Genomic DNA, 17,351 nt, shown 5'->3' on the forward strand with positions numbered 1-17,351 from the left:
CGAACCCTCGGTGGGTTTATGGCCCACACACGATTTCCAGTCGTGCGCCTTAGACCAGCTCAGCCATCTTTCCATGTATTTTTTGCCGCGCTTAACGGCGCTTGTATATCATACCGGATTTTTCGGCGCTTGTCAACACCTGAAGTACAAATTTTCAATAAAAAATCCCGCACCGGGGAAACCAGTCCTCCCGGTGCGGGGCGCGAATGAATCAGCAGCTGCCGCAGCCGTTGTTATTGCAGCCGTCATCACAGCCGCAATTGGGATAGTACAGGTTATTGGCCACGAACTCCAGCTTATCCTTCAGAATGTTTTCCAGACCACCGATCACATTGACCATATTGGCCACCGACTCATTGACCTCCATCAGCTGGCAGAAGTCGATGTCCTCCATGGCAATGGCTTTCTGCAGCTTCTCGCCTTCTGCGTTCAGGATGTGGCTCATGGCCGTTTCCTCCAGGGCGATGCTTTCCAGCAGGTCAGTGATTGCCTGATGCATGGTGACGGGATCGGGATTGCGTGCAATACTGGGCATAGACATGGTTCATTACCTCCGTGATGTGTATTCCCCACACCTTGGTGTTGGTTATCCCACTATATGCCCTTCTCTGCTTTTCGTGAAAAGCCTTTCTCTGTGGCCGGAATGTTACAGCCTTTTGCGCATCAGCCCATGCCGGTTACAATACACATACAGGTAACCATGCCCTCTTATGTGCAGCCGGCACTGGGCGTTTCCTTCCGGGTACAGTTTGACCAGCTCTACCCGATCCCCCGACACCCACGCGACAAACGAAATAAAGTGACTTTTGCTCATGGGATGTTCCAATGTAACAAACTGCTCATCCTCCACAGCCTCTATCTGCACCGTATGCTCCCCGCTCATTTCCTCCGGCTCCAGCTGCGGCAGCGGAATACCGCAGCAGCTGATGGCTGCCTGCCCGGCGGCAGGAATCACATTGCCACAAACAGGGCAGACATAAAACACCGTGCGCTGCATGTTCGCCGCCCGGTTATTGTTGCAGATCTGATCCCCGGAAAGCAACTCCATCAGGCTTACCCCCAATGCCGCTGCAAGAGGCTCGAGCAGCGTGATATCCGGCAGACCTTTTCCGGTTTCCCATTTGGATACCGCTTTATCGCTTACATCCAGCTTTTCCGCCAATTGCGCCTGTGTGAGCTTTTTCGCTTCTCGCAGCTTTCGGATGGTGTTCCCGGTGATATATGCATTCATGTCTGTTCTCCTTTTCCTTTTGTCAGGGTTCATTATAACAAACCACTTCTGCTGCAACAACCTACGCTGCGTGGAGCTGCCGGTTTGTTGCCTTTGTATGGAAAAAAGCCGCATTCCGGTGTAAACTGATAACAGGACAAACGAATTTTCCGGCCAGAAAAGGAGTGTTTTACATGCTGGCTTATACTTATGTGCGCCCCGGCGTATTCGAACTAAAAGAAAAGCCCCGCCCGCAGCTTCAGGGCGAACGGGATGCCATTGTAAAGGTAACCCTGTGCAGCATCTGCACCAGTGACCTTCACATCAAGCACGGGTCTGTGCCCCGGGCCGTGCCTGGCATTACCGTAGGCCACGAGATGGTGGGCATCGTGGAGCAGGTGGGCTCCGCCGTGACCAGTGTACGCCCCGGCGACCGGGTGACCGTGAATGTGGAGACCTTCTGCGGCGAGTGCTTTTTCTGCCAAAACGGCTGGGTCAACAATTGCACCGACCCCAATGGCGGCTGGGCGCTGGGCTGCCGCATTGACGGCGGACAGGCGGAATATGTACGAGTGCCCTTTGCGGATCAGGGGCTGAACCGCATACCGGACAACGTGACCGACGAACAGGCCCTCTTTGTGGGCGATGTGCTGGCCACCGGATACTGGGCGGCGCAGATTTCAGAGATCAAACCGGAAGATACCGTGCTGATTCTGGGCGGCGGCCCCACCGGCCTTTGCACCCTGCAGTGCGTGTTACTGGCAGACCCGAAACGGATTATTCTGTGCGATATTGATCCATCACGGCTGGCTTTTGTGAAAGAACATTATCCCGATGTACTTACGGCCGGATCCGAGGATTTGCCGGAATTTGTCCGTGCCAACAGCGATCACGGCGGTGCGGATGTGGTATTGGAGGTGGCAGGGGCACCGGAAACCTTCCGCCTTGCCTGGGAATGCGCCCGTCCCAATGCCATTGTGACCATTGTAGCGCTCTATGACGGACCGCAGACGCTGCCGCTGCCCGACATGTACGGCAAAAACCTGATCTTCAAAACCGGCGGTGTGGACGGCTGCAACTGCCGTGAAACACTTGAGCTGATCGCTCAGGGCAAGCTGGACACCACGCCGCTGATCACCCACATCTATCCTTTGGCAGATATCGAAGCTGCCTATGACCTGTTTGAGCACCGAAAGGACGGGGTCATCAAGGTGGCGGTACGCTGCTGAAAGCCAACACGCATCGGCTGATTTCACAGAGTACAAAAGACGCGGTGAACACATTTTATTTATTTTAACGCTTTATCGCTTTCTCTTGATATTTGCTTAAATTTCTTCTTGACTTTCCCCTTTTCCGGGGCTAGAATAAGGGCAGCAAAGGCGCTTTGATGGGAATCCGTTTCCCGCAAAGCGCCTTTGTCGTTTTATCCGTTCCCCCTGCCGGAGATTTCGACAGGTGGGCTACACATCCATACAGGCAGCACAACGGCGTGCTGCGCGGTTTTGAGCCTGACCGCGCGGCCCGCCGTTTTTGTTTTGTCTGCACTGAGTATGAGGAGGGAAAGTTATGACACAGGAACTCACAAGTATGATCACGCAAAGCGTGAACGATCAGGTCTTTGGGATCTGGTTTCTGATCGGTGCGGCGCTGGTGTTCTGGATGCAGGCCGGCTTCGCCATGGTGGAGACCGGCTTCACCCGTGCCAAAAATGCCGGTAACATCATCATGAAAAATCTGATGGATTTTTGCATCGGCACGGTGGTGTTCATTTTTCTGGGCTTTGGCCTGCTGCTGGGCGAAGATGCTCTGGGCGGATTCATTGGTCTGCCCACTTTGGGAATCTTCACCGACTATGCGAACTTCGACTGGTCCAACTTTGTGTTCAATCTGGTATTCTGTGCCACCGCGGCAACCATCGTTTCCGGCGCAATGGCAGAGCGCACCAAATTTCTGGCCTACTGTGTTTATTCCGCAGTGATCTCGGCGGTAATTTACCCCATTGAGGCACACTGGATCTGGGGCGGTGGCTGGCTGAGCCGGCTTGGCTTCCACGACTTTGCCGGGTCCTGCGCCATTCATTTCTGCGGCGGCCTCACCGCGCTGATCGGTGCTGCCATGCTGGGCGGTCGAATTGGCAAATTCAGCCGCGATAAGAACGGAAAGGTCACCAGAGTTCACGCCTTCCCCGGCCACAATCTGGTCATCGGCGCACTGGGCTGCTTTATCCTCTGGTTCGGCTGGTATGGCTTCAATGGAGCTGCCGCCACCACCGGCCCCCAGCTGGCCTCCATCTTCATGACCACCACCATCGCTCCCGCGGTGGCTACCGTGGCCTGCATGATCTTCACCTGGGTTCGTTACGGCAAGCCGGATGTGTCCATGTGCCTGAACGCTTCGCTGGCCGGCCTGGTGGCCATCACCGCTTCCTGTGACGTGACCGACGCTTTCGGCGCTTTCATCATCGGTCTGGTGGCTGGCCTTCTGGTTGTTTTTGGCGTATGGTTCTGTGACTATGTTCTGCATGTGGACGATCCTGTTGGCGCGGTTGCCGTCCACTTCATGAACGGTGCCTGGGGCACCATTGCGGTCGGCCTGTTCGCCACCAGCACCGCCCCCGAATCCACTCTGGACGGCGTATTCTACGGCGGCGGCTTCGGGCTGCTGGGCATTCAGTTGCTCGGTGTTGCGGCGGTTGGCATCTGGACCGCTGTCACCATGTTCATTGTTTTCAAGATCATTGACCATACCATCGGCCTGCGGGTCAGCCAGGAGGAAGAAATTGAAGGTCTGGACTCCAAAGAGCATGGCCTTGCTTCCGCTTATGCAGGCTTCAGCATTATGGATGCCACTGCCGGCGGCATGGTGGAAAACGAGAATACCGATCTGGGCACTTCGGACTATCACGTTGCCAGCGAGGCACAGAAAGCCGCTGCTGTTCCGGTGGTAAAGAACGCCGATCTGAACACCGGCATCCACAAGGTTGTTATCATTGCCCGCCTGTCCCGGTATGAACGACTGAAAACCGCCCTGAACGATCTGGGGGTAACCGGCATGACCGTTACTCAGGTTATGGGCTGCGGTATTCAGAAAGGCGCGGGTGAAAAGTACCGCGGCGTTGAGATGGACGTAACTGTTCTGCCCAAGGTAAAGGTGGAGGTTGTTGTGGCACACATCCCGGTGGCGGATGTAATCGACACTGCCAAAAAAGTACTGTATACCGGCCATGTGGGCGATGGCAAGATCTTTGTTTACAGTGTGGATCAGGTGGTGAAGGTTCGCACCGGCGAAGAGGGTGTGCAGGCGTTGCAGGACGTGGAATAACCGCTTTTCCCTTTGACTGATTTTTTGACAGATTCCCTCCCTTCGGGTATACTGAAACCATTCCGCATCAGTAACCCGTAGGGAGGGATTTTATGAATTTTGGTATTCTGGGCGCTGGTTCCATCGCCGGCATCATGGCCGAAACCATTCAAATGCTTAACAAATCCGGGTGTAAAGACATTTCGCTTTACGCTGTTGCCGCCCGGGAATTGCCCCGTGCGCAGAGCTTTTCTGCCCGGTATGGCGTGCAGAAGGCATTCGGTTCCTATGAAGAAATGCTGGCCGACCCGGCGCTGGATCTGGTTTACATCGCAACGCCCCATTCCCACCATTACCAGCACATCAAACTTTGTGCCGCCCACGGAAAGCATGTTCTGTGCGAAAAGGCGTTCACCGTGAATGCCCGTCAGGCAGCGGAAGCTCTTCGCTACGCAAAGGAGCAGGGCGTACTGGTAACCGAAGCCATCTGGACCCGATACCAGCCCATGCGTCAGATGATCCGTCAGATGCTGGACGAAGGGTTGATCGGCACGCCCGGTCTGCTTACCGCAAATCTGTGTTATCCGGTCAGCGACCGGCCACGGATTGTAACCCCGGCACTGGCGGGCGGCGCACTGCTGGATGTGGGTGTTTATACCCTGAATTTTGCCGAGATGGTGTTTGGCCCCGCCGATGAGGCCCATGCCAGCTGCACCAGAAACGAGCTGGGTGTGGACATGACCGACCAGATTGTTCTGACCTGGAAGGATGGCCGGGCCGCTCACCTGACTGCCGGCGTCACCGTTGCATCCGACCGCTGCGGCTGCATCTATGGCGATCGGGGCTATCTGGTAGTGGAGAACATCAACAACCCCCAGAGCATTTCGATCTTTGACGCCGACCACCGGTTGACGCAAAAAATCGACTGCCCCATTCAGCTTACCGGTTACGAATACGAGGTGCTGGAAACCATGCGATGCATTCAGGAGGGCAAGCTGGAATGCCCCTCCATGCCTCACAATGAAACCATTCACATCATGGAACTGATGGATAAAATCCGTACCCAGATGGGGATAAGCTACCCCTGCGAGGAACTGGACTGAGCCCCAGCTGCAGTAACCTTTTGACCCTCTCTGACCCAGACGGAGTGAAGCCATGGCTTCACTCCGTTTTTCTGTTGCACCCCACGAGGATATTTATGATATAATTTTTTACAGATTACAGCCCCGGCGAAAGGAGATGTTCCGTGTTTGCAGTCCCGCACCTATATTGCAATTGATCTGAAATCCTTCTACGCTTCCGTGGAATGCCGGGAGCGCGGGCTGGATCCCATGAACACCAATCTGGTGGTGGCGGATGAAAGCCGCACGGAAAAGACGATCTGTCTGGCCGTGACGCCCTCGTTGAAAGCATACGGCATTCCCGGCCGAGCCCGCCTGTTTGAGGTGATCCAGCACGTCAACACGGAAAATGCCCGGCGCCGTCTGGCTGCCCCGGGCCATCAGCTGACCGGAAGCTCCTGCTTTGCATCGGAGCTGAAGGCCTCCCCCGCCTTGGCGGTGGACTACATTGTTGCTCCGCCCCGTATGGCCTATTACATGGAATACAGCACACGGATCTACAACATTTACCTGAAATACATAGCACCGGAAGATATTGTGGTTTATTCCATTGACGAGGTCTTTATGGACGTGACCGGCTATCTGGATACTTATGGTCTGTCTGCCCGGGAGCTGGCCCGAACAATGATTCTGGATGTTTTGCAGACCACCGGCATCACCGCCACAGCCGGAATCGGCCCCAATCTCTTTCTGAGCAAGGTGGCAATGGACATTGGCGCAAAGCACATCCAGCCGGATGAAAACGGCGTTCGCATTGCCGAGCTGGACGAGATGAGCTACCGGAAAAAGCTATGGAATCACCGTCCCCTCACGGATTTCTGGCGGGTGGGCCCGGGTTATGCCCGCAAGCTGGAGCGGTGCGGCCTGTTCACCATGGGTGATGTGGCCCGCTGCTCCGTTCAAAACGAAGATCTGCTTTACAGTCTGTTCGGCAAGAACGCCGAGCTTCTGATTGACCATGCCTGGGGCTGGGAGCCCTGCACCATCGCGGCCATCAAGGCTTATAAGCCCCAAAGCAACAGCCTGGGCTCCGGCCAGGTATTGCAGTGCCCCTATCCCCACGAAAAGGCCCGGCTGGTGTTGCGTGAGATGGCAGAACAGCTGGCGCTGGATCTGGTGGACAAGGGGCTCGTGACCGACCAGCTAGTGCTCACGGCGGCATTTGATATTGAAAACCTGACCGATCCTGCCCGCCGAAAACTCTACCGGGGCCCGGTGGTGACCGACCATTACGGCCGCCAGATTCCCAAACATGGCCACGGCAGTGAAAATCTGGGCGAACACACCTCTTCCGGCAAACAGCTTCTGGAAGCAGCCACCGCTCTTTTCGAGCGAATTGCGCCGCAGGAGCTTCTGATCCGCAAGCTGAGTCTTTCGGCCAACCATGTGATTCCGGAAGCGGAAGCCATTCGTAAGACCAGCGCCCCGGAACAACTGGATCTGTTCACCGATTACTCATCTCTGGAAAAGGAAGAAGCAACCCGGAAAGCCGAGCTGGAAAAAGAACGGCGCATGCAGCAGACCATGATGTCCATCAAAAAGAAATTCGGCAAAAATGCAATTTTGAAGGGCATGAGTCTGGAGGAAGGCGCCACCGCCCGGGAACGCAACGCACAGATCGGAGGACATAAGGCATGACCAGTTCCTACGAAGATATTCTTCATCTTCCCCATCACGTTTCTCCCACCCGGCCCCAGATGCCCATGGAGGATCGGGCGGCTCAGTTTTCGCCCTTTGCAGCACTGGTAGGCTATGACGATGCCATTGACGAAACTGCACGTCAGACTGAAGCGCAGATTACACTGACCGAGGACCGGAAAGCTGAACTGGACCAGACCATGCAGCAGCTGCTTCGCCAGCTGGACCGGCAGCCCATGGTTCGACTTCGCTATTTCGTGCCGGATGAACGGAAGGCAGGCGGAGCGTATGTGACCGCTGCCAAGCAGATCCGAACATTTAACCCGACTGCCCGCCTCCTGTTTTTCACCGATGGCACCCATATTTCTCTGGATCAAATTGTAGAGCTGGAGCAGGCAGACAATGAGGCCTTCTGAATCGCTTCCATTGTTTCCCTGCGCGGAACCGCCAGAACAACATACCCATACCAAATGTGAGGAATGAAACGATGAATAAAAGCGACATTACCCGGGATTACTGCATGCTCAAGGGACCTCTGGCCAAAAAAGGCTACGACTGGTGGTGGCATTCCTTCACCGCCGAGCATGTTCAGGCCGGGCAGAAAAAACCTTTTACATCGAATATTTTCTGTGCAACCCCGCTCTGGCACAGCCGGAACCGATGCTGGTCTGGAATGATCCCGAAAAGCAAAAGGCCGGCATGCGTCCTTCCTACTGCATGGTGAATGCGGGCTTCTGGGGCAAGGAAAAAGGACAGCTGCATCGCTTTTTCCCCTGGAGCCAGGTGAGCATCCCGATGAATGAGCCGCTTCACCTGACGGCCGGAGACTGCACCTGTACCGAAACCCGCCTGACCGGAAGCATTCGGGTTACCCGGGAACAGGTTGCCGCCCATCCGGAGTGGATGAGCGATGCGGGCGAAATGGAGTGGGATCTGAGGGTTCACAAGCTTGTAGCATATCATGTGGGCTATGGCGCTTCCCGCTTTTTCCGTGCGCTGAACGCTTTCGAGATGTTCTGGCATGCCGAAGGCATGAAAACTGCCTTTGAGGGCTGGGTTCGCCTGAACGGTGAGGAATACCGGGTACGCCCGGAAACCTGCTATGGTTATGCAGACAAAAACTGGGGCGGCGATTTCACATCGCCCTGGGTATGGCTGTCGTCCAGTGATCTGGTGAGCCGCCGGACGGGAAAACGCTTGCAAAACAGTGTGTTCGAGGTGGGCGGCGGACGCCCCAAGGTATTCGGTTTCGCACTGAACCGCAAACTTCTGGGCCAGTTCTATTACGAAGGCAAGGATTACGAATTCAATTTCAGCAAATTCTGGACCGGAAGCCGCACCTTCTTTGACTGCACCGAAACCGACACCCAAATCCTTTGGAAGGTCACGCAGACCACCTTCCGTGCCAAAATGGAAGCAGAAATCGCGTGCAACAAGGAGGAGATGCTGCTCATCCACTACGAATCTCCCGATGGCTTCAAGCGTCATACCCGCCTTTGGAACTGTGGAAACGGCTTTGGCTCTGTACGCCTATACGAAAAGCGGCAGGGCCGCTGGCACCTCATTGACGACATGAAAGCCGGAAGTGTCGGATGCGAGTACGGGGAGTACGGCGCATAATGGCGCTGTTTCCTCGGTTTTAAGCAACACACCCCCGCAGCGTTTTGTGCTGCGGGGGTGTGTTGCTTAGCTGCTTTATCCGGTCAATGCCCGGCCGGTTTTTGTTCCATGCGGTTCTTTTCTTCCCCCAGATCTGCCTTGAGCAGCGCCGCAAAGACCACCACCAACGGAATCAGCGTAAGCCAGATGGATCGACCGCCCATCCAGTGCCCAAACAGACTGCCCAATGATGCACCTGCAAAGAAAAAGAGCAGCATGTACAGATGAACAAACAACTCTTCCCGGTGGGAATGATTCCCGGTATGCCGGTGCTTCACTTCCCTTGCCAGTCCGATGCCGATCTGCCGGATATGATTGGTGGCGAAGGTGGTGGCGACCGGGACACCCTCTGCCTGACGGAAGGTATTGTACTGCATGGAGGCCACAAAGTTGATAATCACCTGCGTGATCTGTACCGGGGCGGAGTCCGGCAAAAAGCCCAGAAACAGCACCGCCAGAATCTCCACCAGGATCAGCATCGTATCCCATCGGATGGCCAGCCGATGCTTGACCGGATTCGGTACCAGCTCAGACAAAAACGCTCCCATCATATACGCGGAAATAGGGATCACATAATACAGTGTCGCCTTCCATTCCCCTGCGCCCAGAGCAAGACCCATGAGCACCACGTTGCCGGTTTGCGCATTGCAGAATACATTGCCCCGCAGCAGGTAGGTATACGCTCCCCAAAAGCCCGCCACGGTGATCAACGCAAAATAGATCCAGCGTTTTTCACAGGTCAGATAAACCGGCTCACTCCATTTTGATTCCGTTGTTTTCATGCAATTTGATTCCTCGATTCCAGAAAAACGCCGCCACCTTGCGGCAGATTTGCGTGATGCAGTATGACGCATCACTCCTTTAGCATGATAGCACAATTCCTTTGTCAATTCAAATCGCTGTATTCTGTGGTATACTGAATATCAGGTGTTCCGTATGCGTACCTGCGGCCGGTTCACCGGTAATTTCCCCGGGAGGAATAACAATGCCCACTGTTTTGATTGATGCCGATGGCTGCCCCGTGGTAAACTGCGCCCTGCGCATCTGCCAACAACTGCAGATTCCGGTACTGATTTTATGTGATACTGCCCACCAGATTCAGCGGGAGGGCGCGCAGACGCTCGTTTTTGACAAGGGAGCCGACAGTGTGGACTTTGCACTGGTAAACCGGGTTCGCCCCGGCGACATTGTCATCACGCAGGATTACGGGCTTGCCAGTATGTGCCTTGCCCGCAGAGCCCGTGTACTCAACCAGAACGGGCTGGAGTACACCGCGGACAACATCGACCTGCTGCTTGACCGGCGCTGGCAGAACAAAAAGCTGCTTCGGGCGGGCAAGCATCCCAAAGGGCCTGCCAAACGCACCCGGGAACAGGATGCGGAATTTGCCCGGGTATTTGAATCCATCCTGCGGGAGTGTATTTTGCCTGAAAAATAGAAAATCCGGCTTTCCTCACTTATGTGGAGAAAGCCGGATTTTCTTTTATCTTTTCTCAATTCCCAAAAGCTTTATGCCATACTTCTGCGGTTCAGTGTCCCGAAGCCACACACCCGTTCGCAGCACGGACAACATACAGCCTAACAGCAGGGAATCCAGCAGCAGAGCCGTGTTTCCTCGGGACAGAAACGGAAAAGAAAGCGCGTCCCAAAGCCCATACCCAAGATTTGCGTAGGCATACGCGAAGGCCTGCAACACAAAGGTAAGCGCAGCCGCCAGTACCAGCAAGGTTCCCAGCATGGTTCGCTGCTGCATCCCCCGTACAATACAGAACATGCCAATCCCCAGTATCAGCAGCATCAGAACCGCAAATGCACCCAACCCGAATCTCTGAATTCCGTACAAAAGCACATAATTTTCCGAAAGAGTCGGAATTACAGAAAGGTCTGCCCGGCCCTCTCCCCTAAGCGCGGCCTGCGCAACTGCATCCCGCAAAAGGCAGTAGACCCGGCCTGTATCCACGGAGTCCTGCCACGGACTCAAAAACACCTGCAAGCGTGTACCTTTCACGGAAAGGAAAGCCCCTGTTAGTGCAAAAGCCGGGAATATTACCGGCACAAAGATATTCCAAATACGGTTACGCCCCGGAACGGAAAACCAGTTCTTTCTTATGGTTACCGCAAGCATCGCCCATGCTGCAAAGGTATAGATCAGCAGCCCGGACATGGTTGGGACAGCCAGAAGGATAAGTGCAAACGGAAAATAAGCCAAAGCGCCATACACCATTCCACGGGTTCCCAAGCCCTTCATTCCATAGAGGAACAGCCCATAAACCACCGGAAAAACAAGCGCCAGATAACAGAGCTGCAGCTGCATGGGAGAGAGCTGAAAAACCGCAGCTCCGTCCACAGGTTCTGACCCAATCAGCATAACCGTCGAAAACGCCAGAACCCCCAGATAAATTTCCATTGCATGCTTGCCCAGCCAGGAGATATTGCAGAAATAGCCAGCGGAAAACAGCACAGCTGCCACAGCATAGGAGATCAGCGGCATCGGCTGCTGCGCCAGTGTGGTCTGGAGCAGTGCGCCCATCAGCAGCAGTCCAACTGTTGCGACCAGGGGAAACCAAGGCGTTTGCGGGCGATGCGCCCGATTCAGCGCCTGCCCCACCTGCCGGGCATCTCCCATCTGCTCCACCGCCATCCGGGCTGCTTCCTCCTCACCATATCCCTGATCCAGGTAAGCCTCCTGCTGATCAAGCAGATGTTGCTCCAGTTCCTGCACAACTGCGGGACATGCCCGCTTCCATCGGATCTGCTCCGCTACCTGCCTGCAATAATCCGGGATTTGTTTATTGGATGGCATGTGCAGCACCTCCCTTCAGGATCTTTTCCATGGCGGCCACAAAGCTAGTCCATTCCTGCTGCTTTTCCGCTAACCGCAACCGCCCGGCATCCGTCAGGTGGTAATATTTCCGAATACGGTCCTGCGGTGCACGCTGCTCGTAGGATTCCACCAGTGCCTGCTTCTCCAGTGTGTGCAGAATGGGATAAAGCGTACCGGCTTTGAAGTCAAAAGTATGGTCGGAACGTTGGGCCAATGTTTCGATCATTTCATAGCCATACATATCCCGCTCTTCCAGAAGTTTCAAAATCAAAGTGGTGGTGCTACCAGTCAGCAGACTTTTTTCAATCGCCATATCTTGCACTCCTTTATATATCGATTATCTATATATGTTATATTCCTGATTTTCTCAACTGTCAAGTGTTGTTCTGCCGGTCATACTCATCCTCTCTCTTCGAAGGCACTTGCAGCGCCGTCCTTACTTATGATACATTAGTATGGTACTATGTTTTAAGGCGGAGGAACTGCAATGACAATATGCCGACAATACGAATCTCTTCCCCCGGAGGCCGCGATGATCCGGCAGGAAGTGTTTGTGGAGGAACAGGGCTTTGTGGTGGAATTCGATGAAATCGACGATATTGCAAAGCATATCGTTCTGTTCAAGAACGAAACACCGGTGGGAACCTGCCGATTTTACTGGAGCAAGGAAAAAGCTTCCCATGTCCTCGGAAGAGTTGCAGTGCGCAAGGCATTCCGAGGACAGTGCTTTGGGCAGGCATTGCTGCAGGAAGCGGAACAGCAGGTGCGCGCACTGCAGGGGCAGTCACTCTGCCTGGCTGCGCAGGTGCGGGCCAAACCCTTTTACGAAAAGCAGGGCTATCTTGCTGCCGGAGATGAATTTTTGGATGAAGGCTGCCCACATATCTGGATGTACAAAAGCCTTTGTGAAGATGCGTAAGTCATATCAGCCGACCGGTCTTTTCATAAGACCGGTCGTTTTTTGTAGCTGCTACGACTGCCCTCTTTGCCTGAACAGCTTGCATGCAGCAGAGCCTTTCCCGAGTTAAAAGAACCCCATGCAAAATCTTGCTTCAAGGTATTTGAAACCCTTACACGGGAAATCGATTTTCTCAGGAAAAATTGTGGAAACCGGAGCACAGGAAATTGCCAAAAAGAATTGTCAATCGTTTTAACTTATGCTATCATACAACTCGAAACACTTTTGTTTGCAATAATACTTTTCGCAACGGTTCAGGAGAGTTGTCCGCCAGCAGCATATATCGTGATCCCCGGCTATGGCCGCTTCGGAAAAGACTGGAACGAATCATCACAGCGGATCCTTTCAGCCTTCCCGCACAAGCTACCATCATATACTTTCAAAGCGGTGCAATCTCCGCACGTCACATTGGATGAATGGAAGGAAGGAACAGCACATGGGAAGAAGCACAAAAAAGGGCACCAAATCGCAGCAGGGGGCCCAGCAAACCACTCTCTTTGATCAGCGGCTGGCGCGGTACTACGATGAACTGAAATGGCTGTATTGCGAACTTTACAATGGCGATACTGCCGCATTTGATTATTTTCTGAACATGCTCCGCCGTTGCTGGGATGAGCGGAAAGAGGATCTGCGTGCTCAGGACGCACGCCGGGAAGCTGATCCCAACTGGTACCGCCAGCGGGAGCTTTTGGGCATGATGCTCTACACCGGAGCCTTTGCCGGCACGCTGGAGGGCGTAAAGGAAAAGCTGCCCTATCTGGAGGAATGCGGCGTCAACTATCTGCATCTGATGCCCCTGTTGGAAAGCCCGAAAGGCCGGAGCGACGGCGGCTATGCTGTGGCAAATTTCCGCCGGGTTCAACCTGAATTGGGCACCATGGAAGATATGGAAGCTTTGGCGGACGCCTGCCGCGCCAAGGGCATGAGCCTGTGCCTGGACTTTGTGATGAACCACACCAGCGAGGATCACGAGTGGGCCAGAAAGGCCCGGGCTGGTGAGCCCGGCTACCGGGAACGGTATTTCTTCTATGATAATTGGGACATTCCCAACCAGTTTGAGAAAACCGTTCCTCAGGTGTTCCCCACCACCGCTCCCGGCAGCTTCACCTGGCTGCCGGACTGCAATCAGGTGGTCATGACTTCCTTCTACCCCTACCAGTGGGACCTCAACTACGCCAATCCCATGGTGTTTAACGACATGACGGAAAACCTGCTCTACCTCACCAACCGGGGCATTGATGTGATCCGTCTGGATGCTGTTCCCTACATCTGGAAACAGCTGGGCACCAGCTGCCGTAATCTGCCGCAGGTTCACACGCTGGTTCGCATGATGCGCATTGTGTGCGAGATCGTCTGCCCCGGTGTTCTGCTGCTGGGCGAAGTGGTCATGGAGCCCGCCAAGGTGGTTCCCTACTTCGGCACCCCGGAAAAGCCCGAGTGCCACATGCTCTACAATGTGACCACCATGGCCACTACCTGGCACACACTGGCTACCGGCGACGTTTCGCTGCTGCGCCACCAGATGGACACTGTGTGTGCTTTGCCCCGGGAGTTTTTGTTCCTCAACTACCTGCGCTGCCACGACGACATCGGCTGGGGTCTGGATTACGCCTGGCTGGGCGGCCGCTTCGGATCCAATGAGGTTGCCCACAAGAAGTACCTGAACGACTGGTTCACCGGCAAGTGGCCCGGCAGCGACAGCCGGGGCGAGCTGTACAACGACGATCCTCGCCTGGGTGACGCCCGGCTTTGCGGCACCACCGCCTCCCTGTGCAGTGTGGAGGCTGCGGACTATGAGAAGGACCCCTTCAAGCTGGAACGCGCGGTGGCCTGCGATCTGATGCTGCACGCATGGATGCTCGTCCAGAGCGGTATCCCTGTGCTGTACAGCGGCGACGAAGTGGGGCAGCTCAATGACTACTCCTACCATCAGGACCCCGAGCGCTGGGACGACAGCCGCTACATTCACCGGGGCAATTTCCAGTGGGTGCTGGCCGAGCTGCGCCACGACAGCTCCACCCGCCAGGGCAAACAGTTCATGGGCCTGCGTAAGCTGGAAATGATCCGGGCCGCCGAGCCCGCCTTCGACAGCCGGGCAGACGTGTGGACCTTTGAGACCGGATCTGAGCACGTGCTGGGCGTGGGCCGCTGGTATCAGGGCCACAAGCTGATCGCCTTCTTCAACTTCAGCAATCAGTTTGTCACCGTTTCCAGCCCCGAGCAGGGCACCTTTGAGGAGCTGGTATACGGCGGGACCCGCACCAACCTGCAGAACGTGGAGCTGTATCCCTTCGGCTTTGCCTGGTTCCTGAACCGACAGGACTAATCGGGCCGTTTTTAAATTTACATCCTTACGAAAAGAGCCCCGGCATCCAGGATGCCGGGGCCTTTTTGTCATATAAACCGATATTTCCGGTAAATTTGCCTGAATAGCGAATCCCGTTGTTTGGCACACCGATTCCCGGGGCTGCAAATGGTACGATGATAACAACAAAACAGCAGACGCCGAATCAATCCCACGTCTTCTGTTCCCTTCCATTCTCACTTTTAGGAGGCACTTTATGTTTCAATTTTTCTGGACTCGTACCGCTTCTGTCTGGGTGGCTGCACTGTATATCCTGATGGGCGTTCTGCTCTTTGTGTTCCCTGCCGCCAGCAGCACCCTTTTCATTTGGGCACTTGCCGCCGGAGCCGGTGCATACGGACTCATCCATCTGATTCGCTATCTGCAGGCCCGCAAAATGGGCTGCGGCAACCCGGGCGACGTATTCCTCACCGTTCTTCCCACCGCATTCGCCGTCTTTTCTCTAATCTGGCCGCAGGCCGTGCTGTCGGTTCTGCCGCTCGTACTCGGTTCCCTGCTTCTGGTGGACGGCGTCGGCAAGCTTCCCCTGGCCTACATGGGCGTTCGGGAACAGCACCCCGGCATGGTTCCCATGCTGCTTTCCTCCATCGTCCCGATCCTTCTGGGCGGGCTGATCATCATCAATCCCTTCACCACCATGCAGCTCGTCGTAATGGTATTCGGCGCAGCACTTGCCGCAGACGGCATCAGCGATCTGGTCACCGTCATTCTGGAAAAGCGTTCCGCGCAGACCGTTCAACACCACTCATCCATCTGAACAAAGGAGTTCTTCATGAAATTTTATCAATGCGAACATTGCGGTAACCTTGCCGTTAAACTGACCGATTCCGGCGTTCCGCTGGTGTGCTGCGGCTCTCCCATGACGGAAGTGATCCCCGGAACCCGCGACGCCGCGGTGGAAAAGCACGTTCCCATCCTTCACCAAAACGGACTGGACATCCTGATCGAGGTGGGGCAGATCTCGCACCCCATGAGTCCGGAACACCGAATCCTGTGGATTGTACTGGAAACCAATCTGGGTTTCCATGTCCACTACCTCTCCGCCGGGGACAGCCCCTCCACCACCTTCCGTTTGGATAAGTACGAAAGCATCCGCGGTGTATACGCCGCCTGCAACCTGCACGGGATTTGGGAATCCGTGCTCTGAACCAGCAGCCGCTTCCATCTTTTAGAAAGAGCCGCCCTTCCGGGAAAACTTCCGAAAGGGTGGCTCTTTTCTGTCACAAATTGATTCAGCCGTTGACTTTTGCTTTCGGCGTTACTTCATTCCACAGGGTGAAGCCCAGGATCAGCAGACCGCCGACCATCTGTATGGGAGTCAGGCTTTCCCGCAGAAGCAGCACCGACACCAGGACCGCCACCAGCGGGTCGATGTAGCTCAGGATTGCCGCCTTTTGCCCCGGCAATTCCTTGAGCGAGGAGAAGTACAGGCAGTAGGTGACACCCGTGTGCACCAGACCCACCACAAGCAGGCAAACCCAACCGGTGGTATCCAGCTTGGAAAGGGTCACGCCGCTGGTAAGCCCCACATACGGGATCAGCACCAGAATCGCCGCGAGGAACTGCAGGAAGGTGCGGTGGATGCCCTCCACATTCCGGATGAATTTGTTCAGCAGAATCACCGCCGCATAGAAGCAGGCCGCGCCAAGTCCGAAGGCGATTCCCAGTAGGTGGTTGCTCCCGGACGCCATATCCCCAACCCCGGTAATCAGCACGATTCCCAGGGTAGACATGGCAAAGCAAATCCACTGCTTGCCGGTCATCTTCTCCTTGAAGAGAATCGGACAGGCCACCGTTACGATCACCGGTGCGAAATAATAGCTCAGGGTCGCCACCGATACAGTGGTGTACTTATATGCCTCAAACAGCAAGATCCAGTTAAACCCCATAGCCACGCCGGACAGCAGCAACAGCGGGAGCTCTCTTTGTATTTTGCGGAACGGGATCGCTTGCTTTGTTACCACGAAATACACCAAAAGCAGCAGCGCCGCCAGGATTGCCCGGTACAGAGCCAGCTCCCCCGATGATACCGGGATGTTCCGTACAAACAATCCCAGGGTACCGAACACGACCATGGAACTGACAAGCATAAATTGCGGACTGATGGATTGCTTCATTGCGGTATGCTCCTTGATGTGATGATTGCGTGCAGGCACAAGGGTGTTTTTGTTATTGTATCAAATTCCAGTAATAAAGTGAACAAGTAAAACAGATTTCTCTCGTTGTGCTTGACAGCTGTTTTATTGCGTATTATACTGTACTTGTCATAGTAATAC

The 17,351-nt window shown here is 54.9% G+C and carries 18 protein-coding genes; 12 read left to right on the forward strand and 6 right to left on the reverse strand.

All coding sequences use genetic code 11. The features are described 5' to 3' along the window. Positions 1 to 210 (forward strand): hypothetical protein (locus ACESYO_RS11805; RefSeq protein ID WP_373210135.1); only part of this gene is annotated, 210 nt, incomplete at its 5' end. A gap of 1 nt (position 211) precedes the next feature. Here ACESYO_RS11805 and ACESYO_RS11810 read toward each other — a convergent pair. Beyond that, positions 212 to 541, reverse strand: coding sequence for a hypothetical protein (locus tag ACESYO_RS11810; RefSeq protein ID WP_276871916.1), 330 nt, complete (start codon positions 539 to 541; stop codon positions 212 to 214). A gap of 105 nt (positions 542 to 646) precedes the next feature. After that, positions 647 to 1,231, reverse strand: coding sequence for a helix-turn-helix domain-containing protein (locus tag ACESYO_RS11815; RefSeq protein WP_276871923.1), 585 nt, complete (start codon positions 1,229 to 1,231; stop codon positions 647 to 649). A 173-nt stretch (positions 1,232 to 1,404) separates the two neighbouring features. Here ACESYO_RS11815 and ACESYO_RS11820 point away from each other — a divergent pair, with 173 nt between their 5' ends. From ACESYO_RS11820 to ACESYO_RS11845, 6 genes are all read left to right on the forward strand, one after another. Beyond that, entirely contained in the window at positions 1,405 to 2,439 is a 1,035-nt protein-coding gene (locus ACESYO_RS11820) for an alcohol dehydrogenase (RefSeq protein WP_058964248.1), read from the forward strand. A gap of 337 nt (positions 2,440 to 2,776) precedes the next feature. Next, positions 2,777 to 4,531 (forward strand): ammonium transporter, encoded by a 1,755-nt coding sequence (locus ACESYO_RS11825; protein WP_187120501.1) that lies wholly within the window; start codon positions 2,777 to 2,779, stop codon positions 4,529 to 4,531. Between the two features lie 92 nt (positions 4,532 to 4,623). Further along, the gene (locus tag ACESYO_RS11830; protein ID WP_058964249.1) at positions 4,624 to 5,613 is read left to right on the forward strand and encodes a Gfo/Idh/MocA family protein; all 990 of its coding nucleotides are present in this window, start codon (positions 4,624 to 4,626) and stop codon (positions 5,611 to 5,613) included. Positions 5,614 to 5,760: 147 nt separating this feature from the next. Continuing rightward, positions 5,761 to 7,269 (forward strand): Y-family DNA polymerase, encoded by a 1,509-nt coding sequence (locus tag ACESYO_RS11835; protein ID WP_058964250.1) that lies wholly within the window; start codon positions 5,761 to 5,763, stop codon positions 7,267 to 7,269. Next, positions 7,266 to 7,685 (forward strand): hypothetical protein, encoded by a 420-nt coding sequence (locus ACESYO_RS11840; protein ID WP_058964251.1) that lies wholly within the window; start codon positions 7,266 to 7,268, stop codon positions 7,683 to 7,685. The genes ACESYO_RS11835 and ACESYO_RS11840 overlap by 4 nt, the downstream gene beginning before the upstream one ends. Positions 7,686 to 7,929: 244 nt before the next feature. Then, on the forward strand, positions 7,930 to 8,889 hold the full coding sequence (locus ACESYO_RS11845; RefSeq protein ID WP_242868378.1) for a tocopherol cyclase family protein: 960 nt from the start codon (positions 7,930 to 7,932) through the stop codon (positions 8,887 to 8,889). An 83-nt stretch (positions 8,890 to 8,972) separates the two neighbouring features. On the opposite strand, the gene ACESYO_RS11850 is transcribed toward ACESYO_RS11845, so the two are convergent. Next, positions 8,973 to 9,710 (reverse strand): YoaK family protein, encoded by a 738-nt coding sequence (locus ACESYO_RS11850; protein WP_058964252.1) that lies wholly within the window; start codon positions 9,708 to 9,710, stop codon positions 8,973 to 8,975. 203 nt (positions 9,711 to 9,913) lie between these two features. On the opposite strand from ACESYO_RS11850, the gene ACESYO_RS11855 reads away from it, so the two are divergent. After that, the gene (locus ACESYO_RS11855; RefSeq protein ID WP_373210126.1) at positions 9,914 to 10,366 is read left to right on the forward strand and encodes a YaiI/YqxD family protein; all 453 of its coding nucleotides are present in this window, start codon (positions 9,914 to 9,916) and stop codon (positions 10,364 to 10,366) included. A 45-nt stretch (positions 10,367 to 10,411) separates the two neighbouring features. On the opposite strand, the gene ACESYO_RS11860 is transcribed toward ACESYO_RS11855, so the two are convergent. Both ACESYO_RS11860 and ACESYO_RS11865 read right to left on the reverse strand, forming a co-directional pair. Continuing rightward, positions 10,412 to 11,731: a permease prefix domain 1-containing protein gene (locus ACESYO_RS11860; RefSeq protein WP_373210124.1), complete on the reverse strand. Its 1,320-nt coding sequence runs from the start codon at positions 11,729 to 11,731 to the stop codon at positions 10,412 to 10,414. Next, positions 11,718 to 12,065, reverse strand: a complete 348-nt coding sequence (locus ACESYO_RS11865) for a PadR family transcriptional regulator (RefSeq protein ID WP_373210122.1) — start codon at positions 12,063 to 12,065, stop codon at positions 11,718 to 11,720. The genes ACESYO_RS11860 and ACESYO_RS11865 overlap by 14 nt, the downstream gene beginning before the upstream one ends. Before the next feature lie 174 nt (positions 12,066 to 12,239). On the opposite strand from ACESYO_RS11865, the gene ACESYO_RS11870 reads away from it, so the two are divergent. The 4 genes from ACESYO_RS11870 (at position 12,240) to ACESYO_RS11885 (ending at position 16,222) form a co-directional block, all read left to right on the forward strand. Next, on the forward strand, positions 12,240 to 12,671 hold the full coding sequence (locus tag ACESYO_RS11870) for a GNAT family N-acetyltransferase (protein WP_373210120.1): 432 nt from the start codon (positions 12,240 to 12,242) through the stop codon (positions 12,669 to 12,671). A gap of 475 nt (positions 12,672 to 13,146) precedes the next feature. Next, positions 13,147 to 15,036 (forward strand): alpha-amylase family protein, encoded by a 1,890-nt coding sequence (locus tag ACESYO_RS11875; protein ID WP_373210117.1) that lies wholly within the window; start codon positions 13,147 to 13,149, stop codon positions 15,034 to 15,036. A gap of 235 nt (positions 15,037 to 15,271) precedes the next feature. After that, on the forward strand, positions 15,272 to 15,832 hold the full coding sequence (locus ACESYO_RS11880; RefSeq protein WP_373210115.1) for a DUF308 domain-containing protein: 561 nt from the start codon (positions 15,272 to 15,274) through the stop codon (positions 15,830 to 15,832). 15 nt (positions 15,833 to 15,847) lie between these two features. Beyond that, a complete protein-coding gene (locus ACESYO_RS11885; RefSeq protein ID WP_291244236.1) occupies positions 15,848 to 16,222 on the forward strand; it encodes a desulfoferrodoxin family protein in 375 nt (124 codons plus the stop codon). Between the two features lie 85 nt (positions 16,223 to 16,307). Here the strand turns inward: ACESYO_RS11885 and ACESYO_RS11890 are convergent, their stop codons facing one another. After that, a complete protein-coding gene (locus ACESYO_RS11890; protein ID WP_373211287.1) occupies positions 16,308 to 17,165 on the reverse strand; it encodes a DMT family transporter in 858 nt (285 codons plus the stop codon). Between the last annotated feature and the right edge of the window lie 186 nt (positions 17,166 to 17,351).

Origin of the sequence: Allofournierella massiliensis, from assembly GCF_964241245.1 — a bacterium.
Lineage (GTDB): Bacteria > Bacillota > Clostridia > Oscillospirales > Ruminococcaceae > Allofournierella > Allofournierella massiliensis.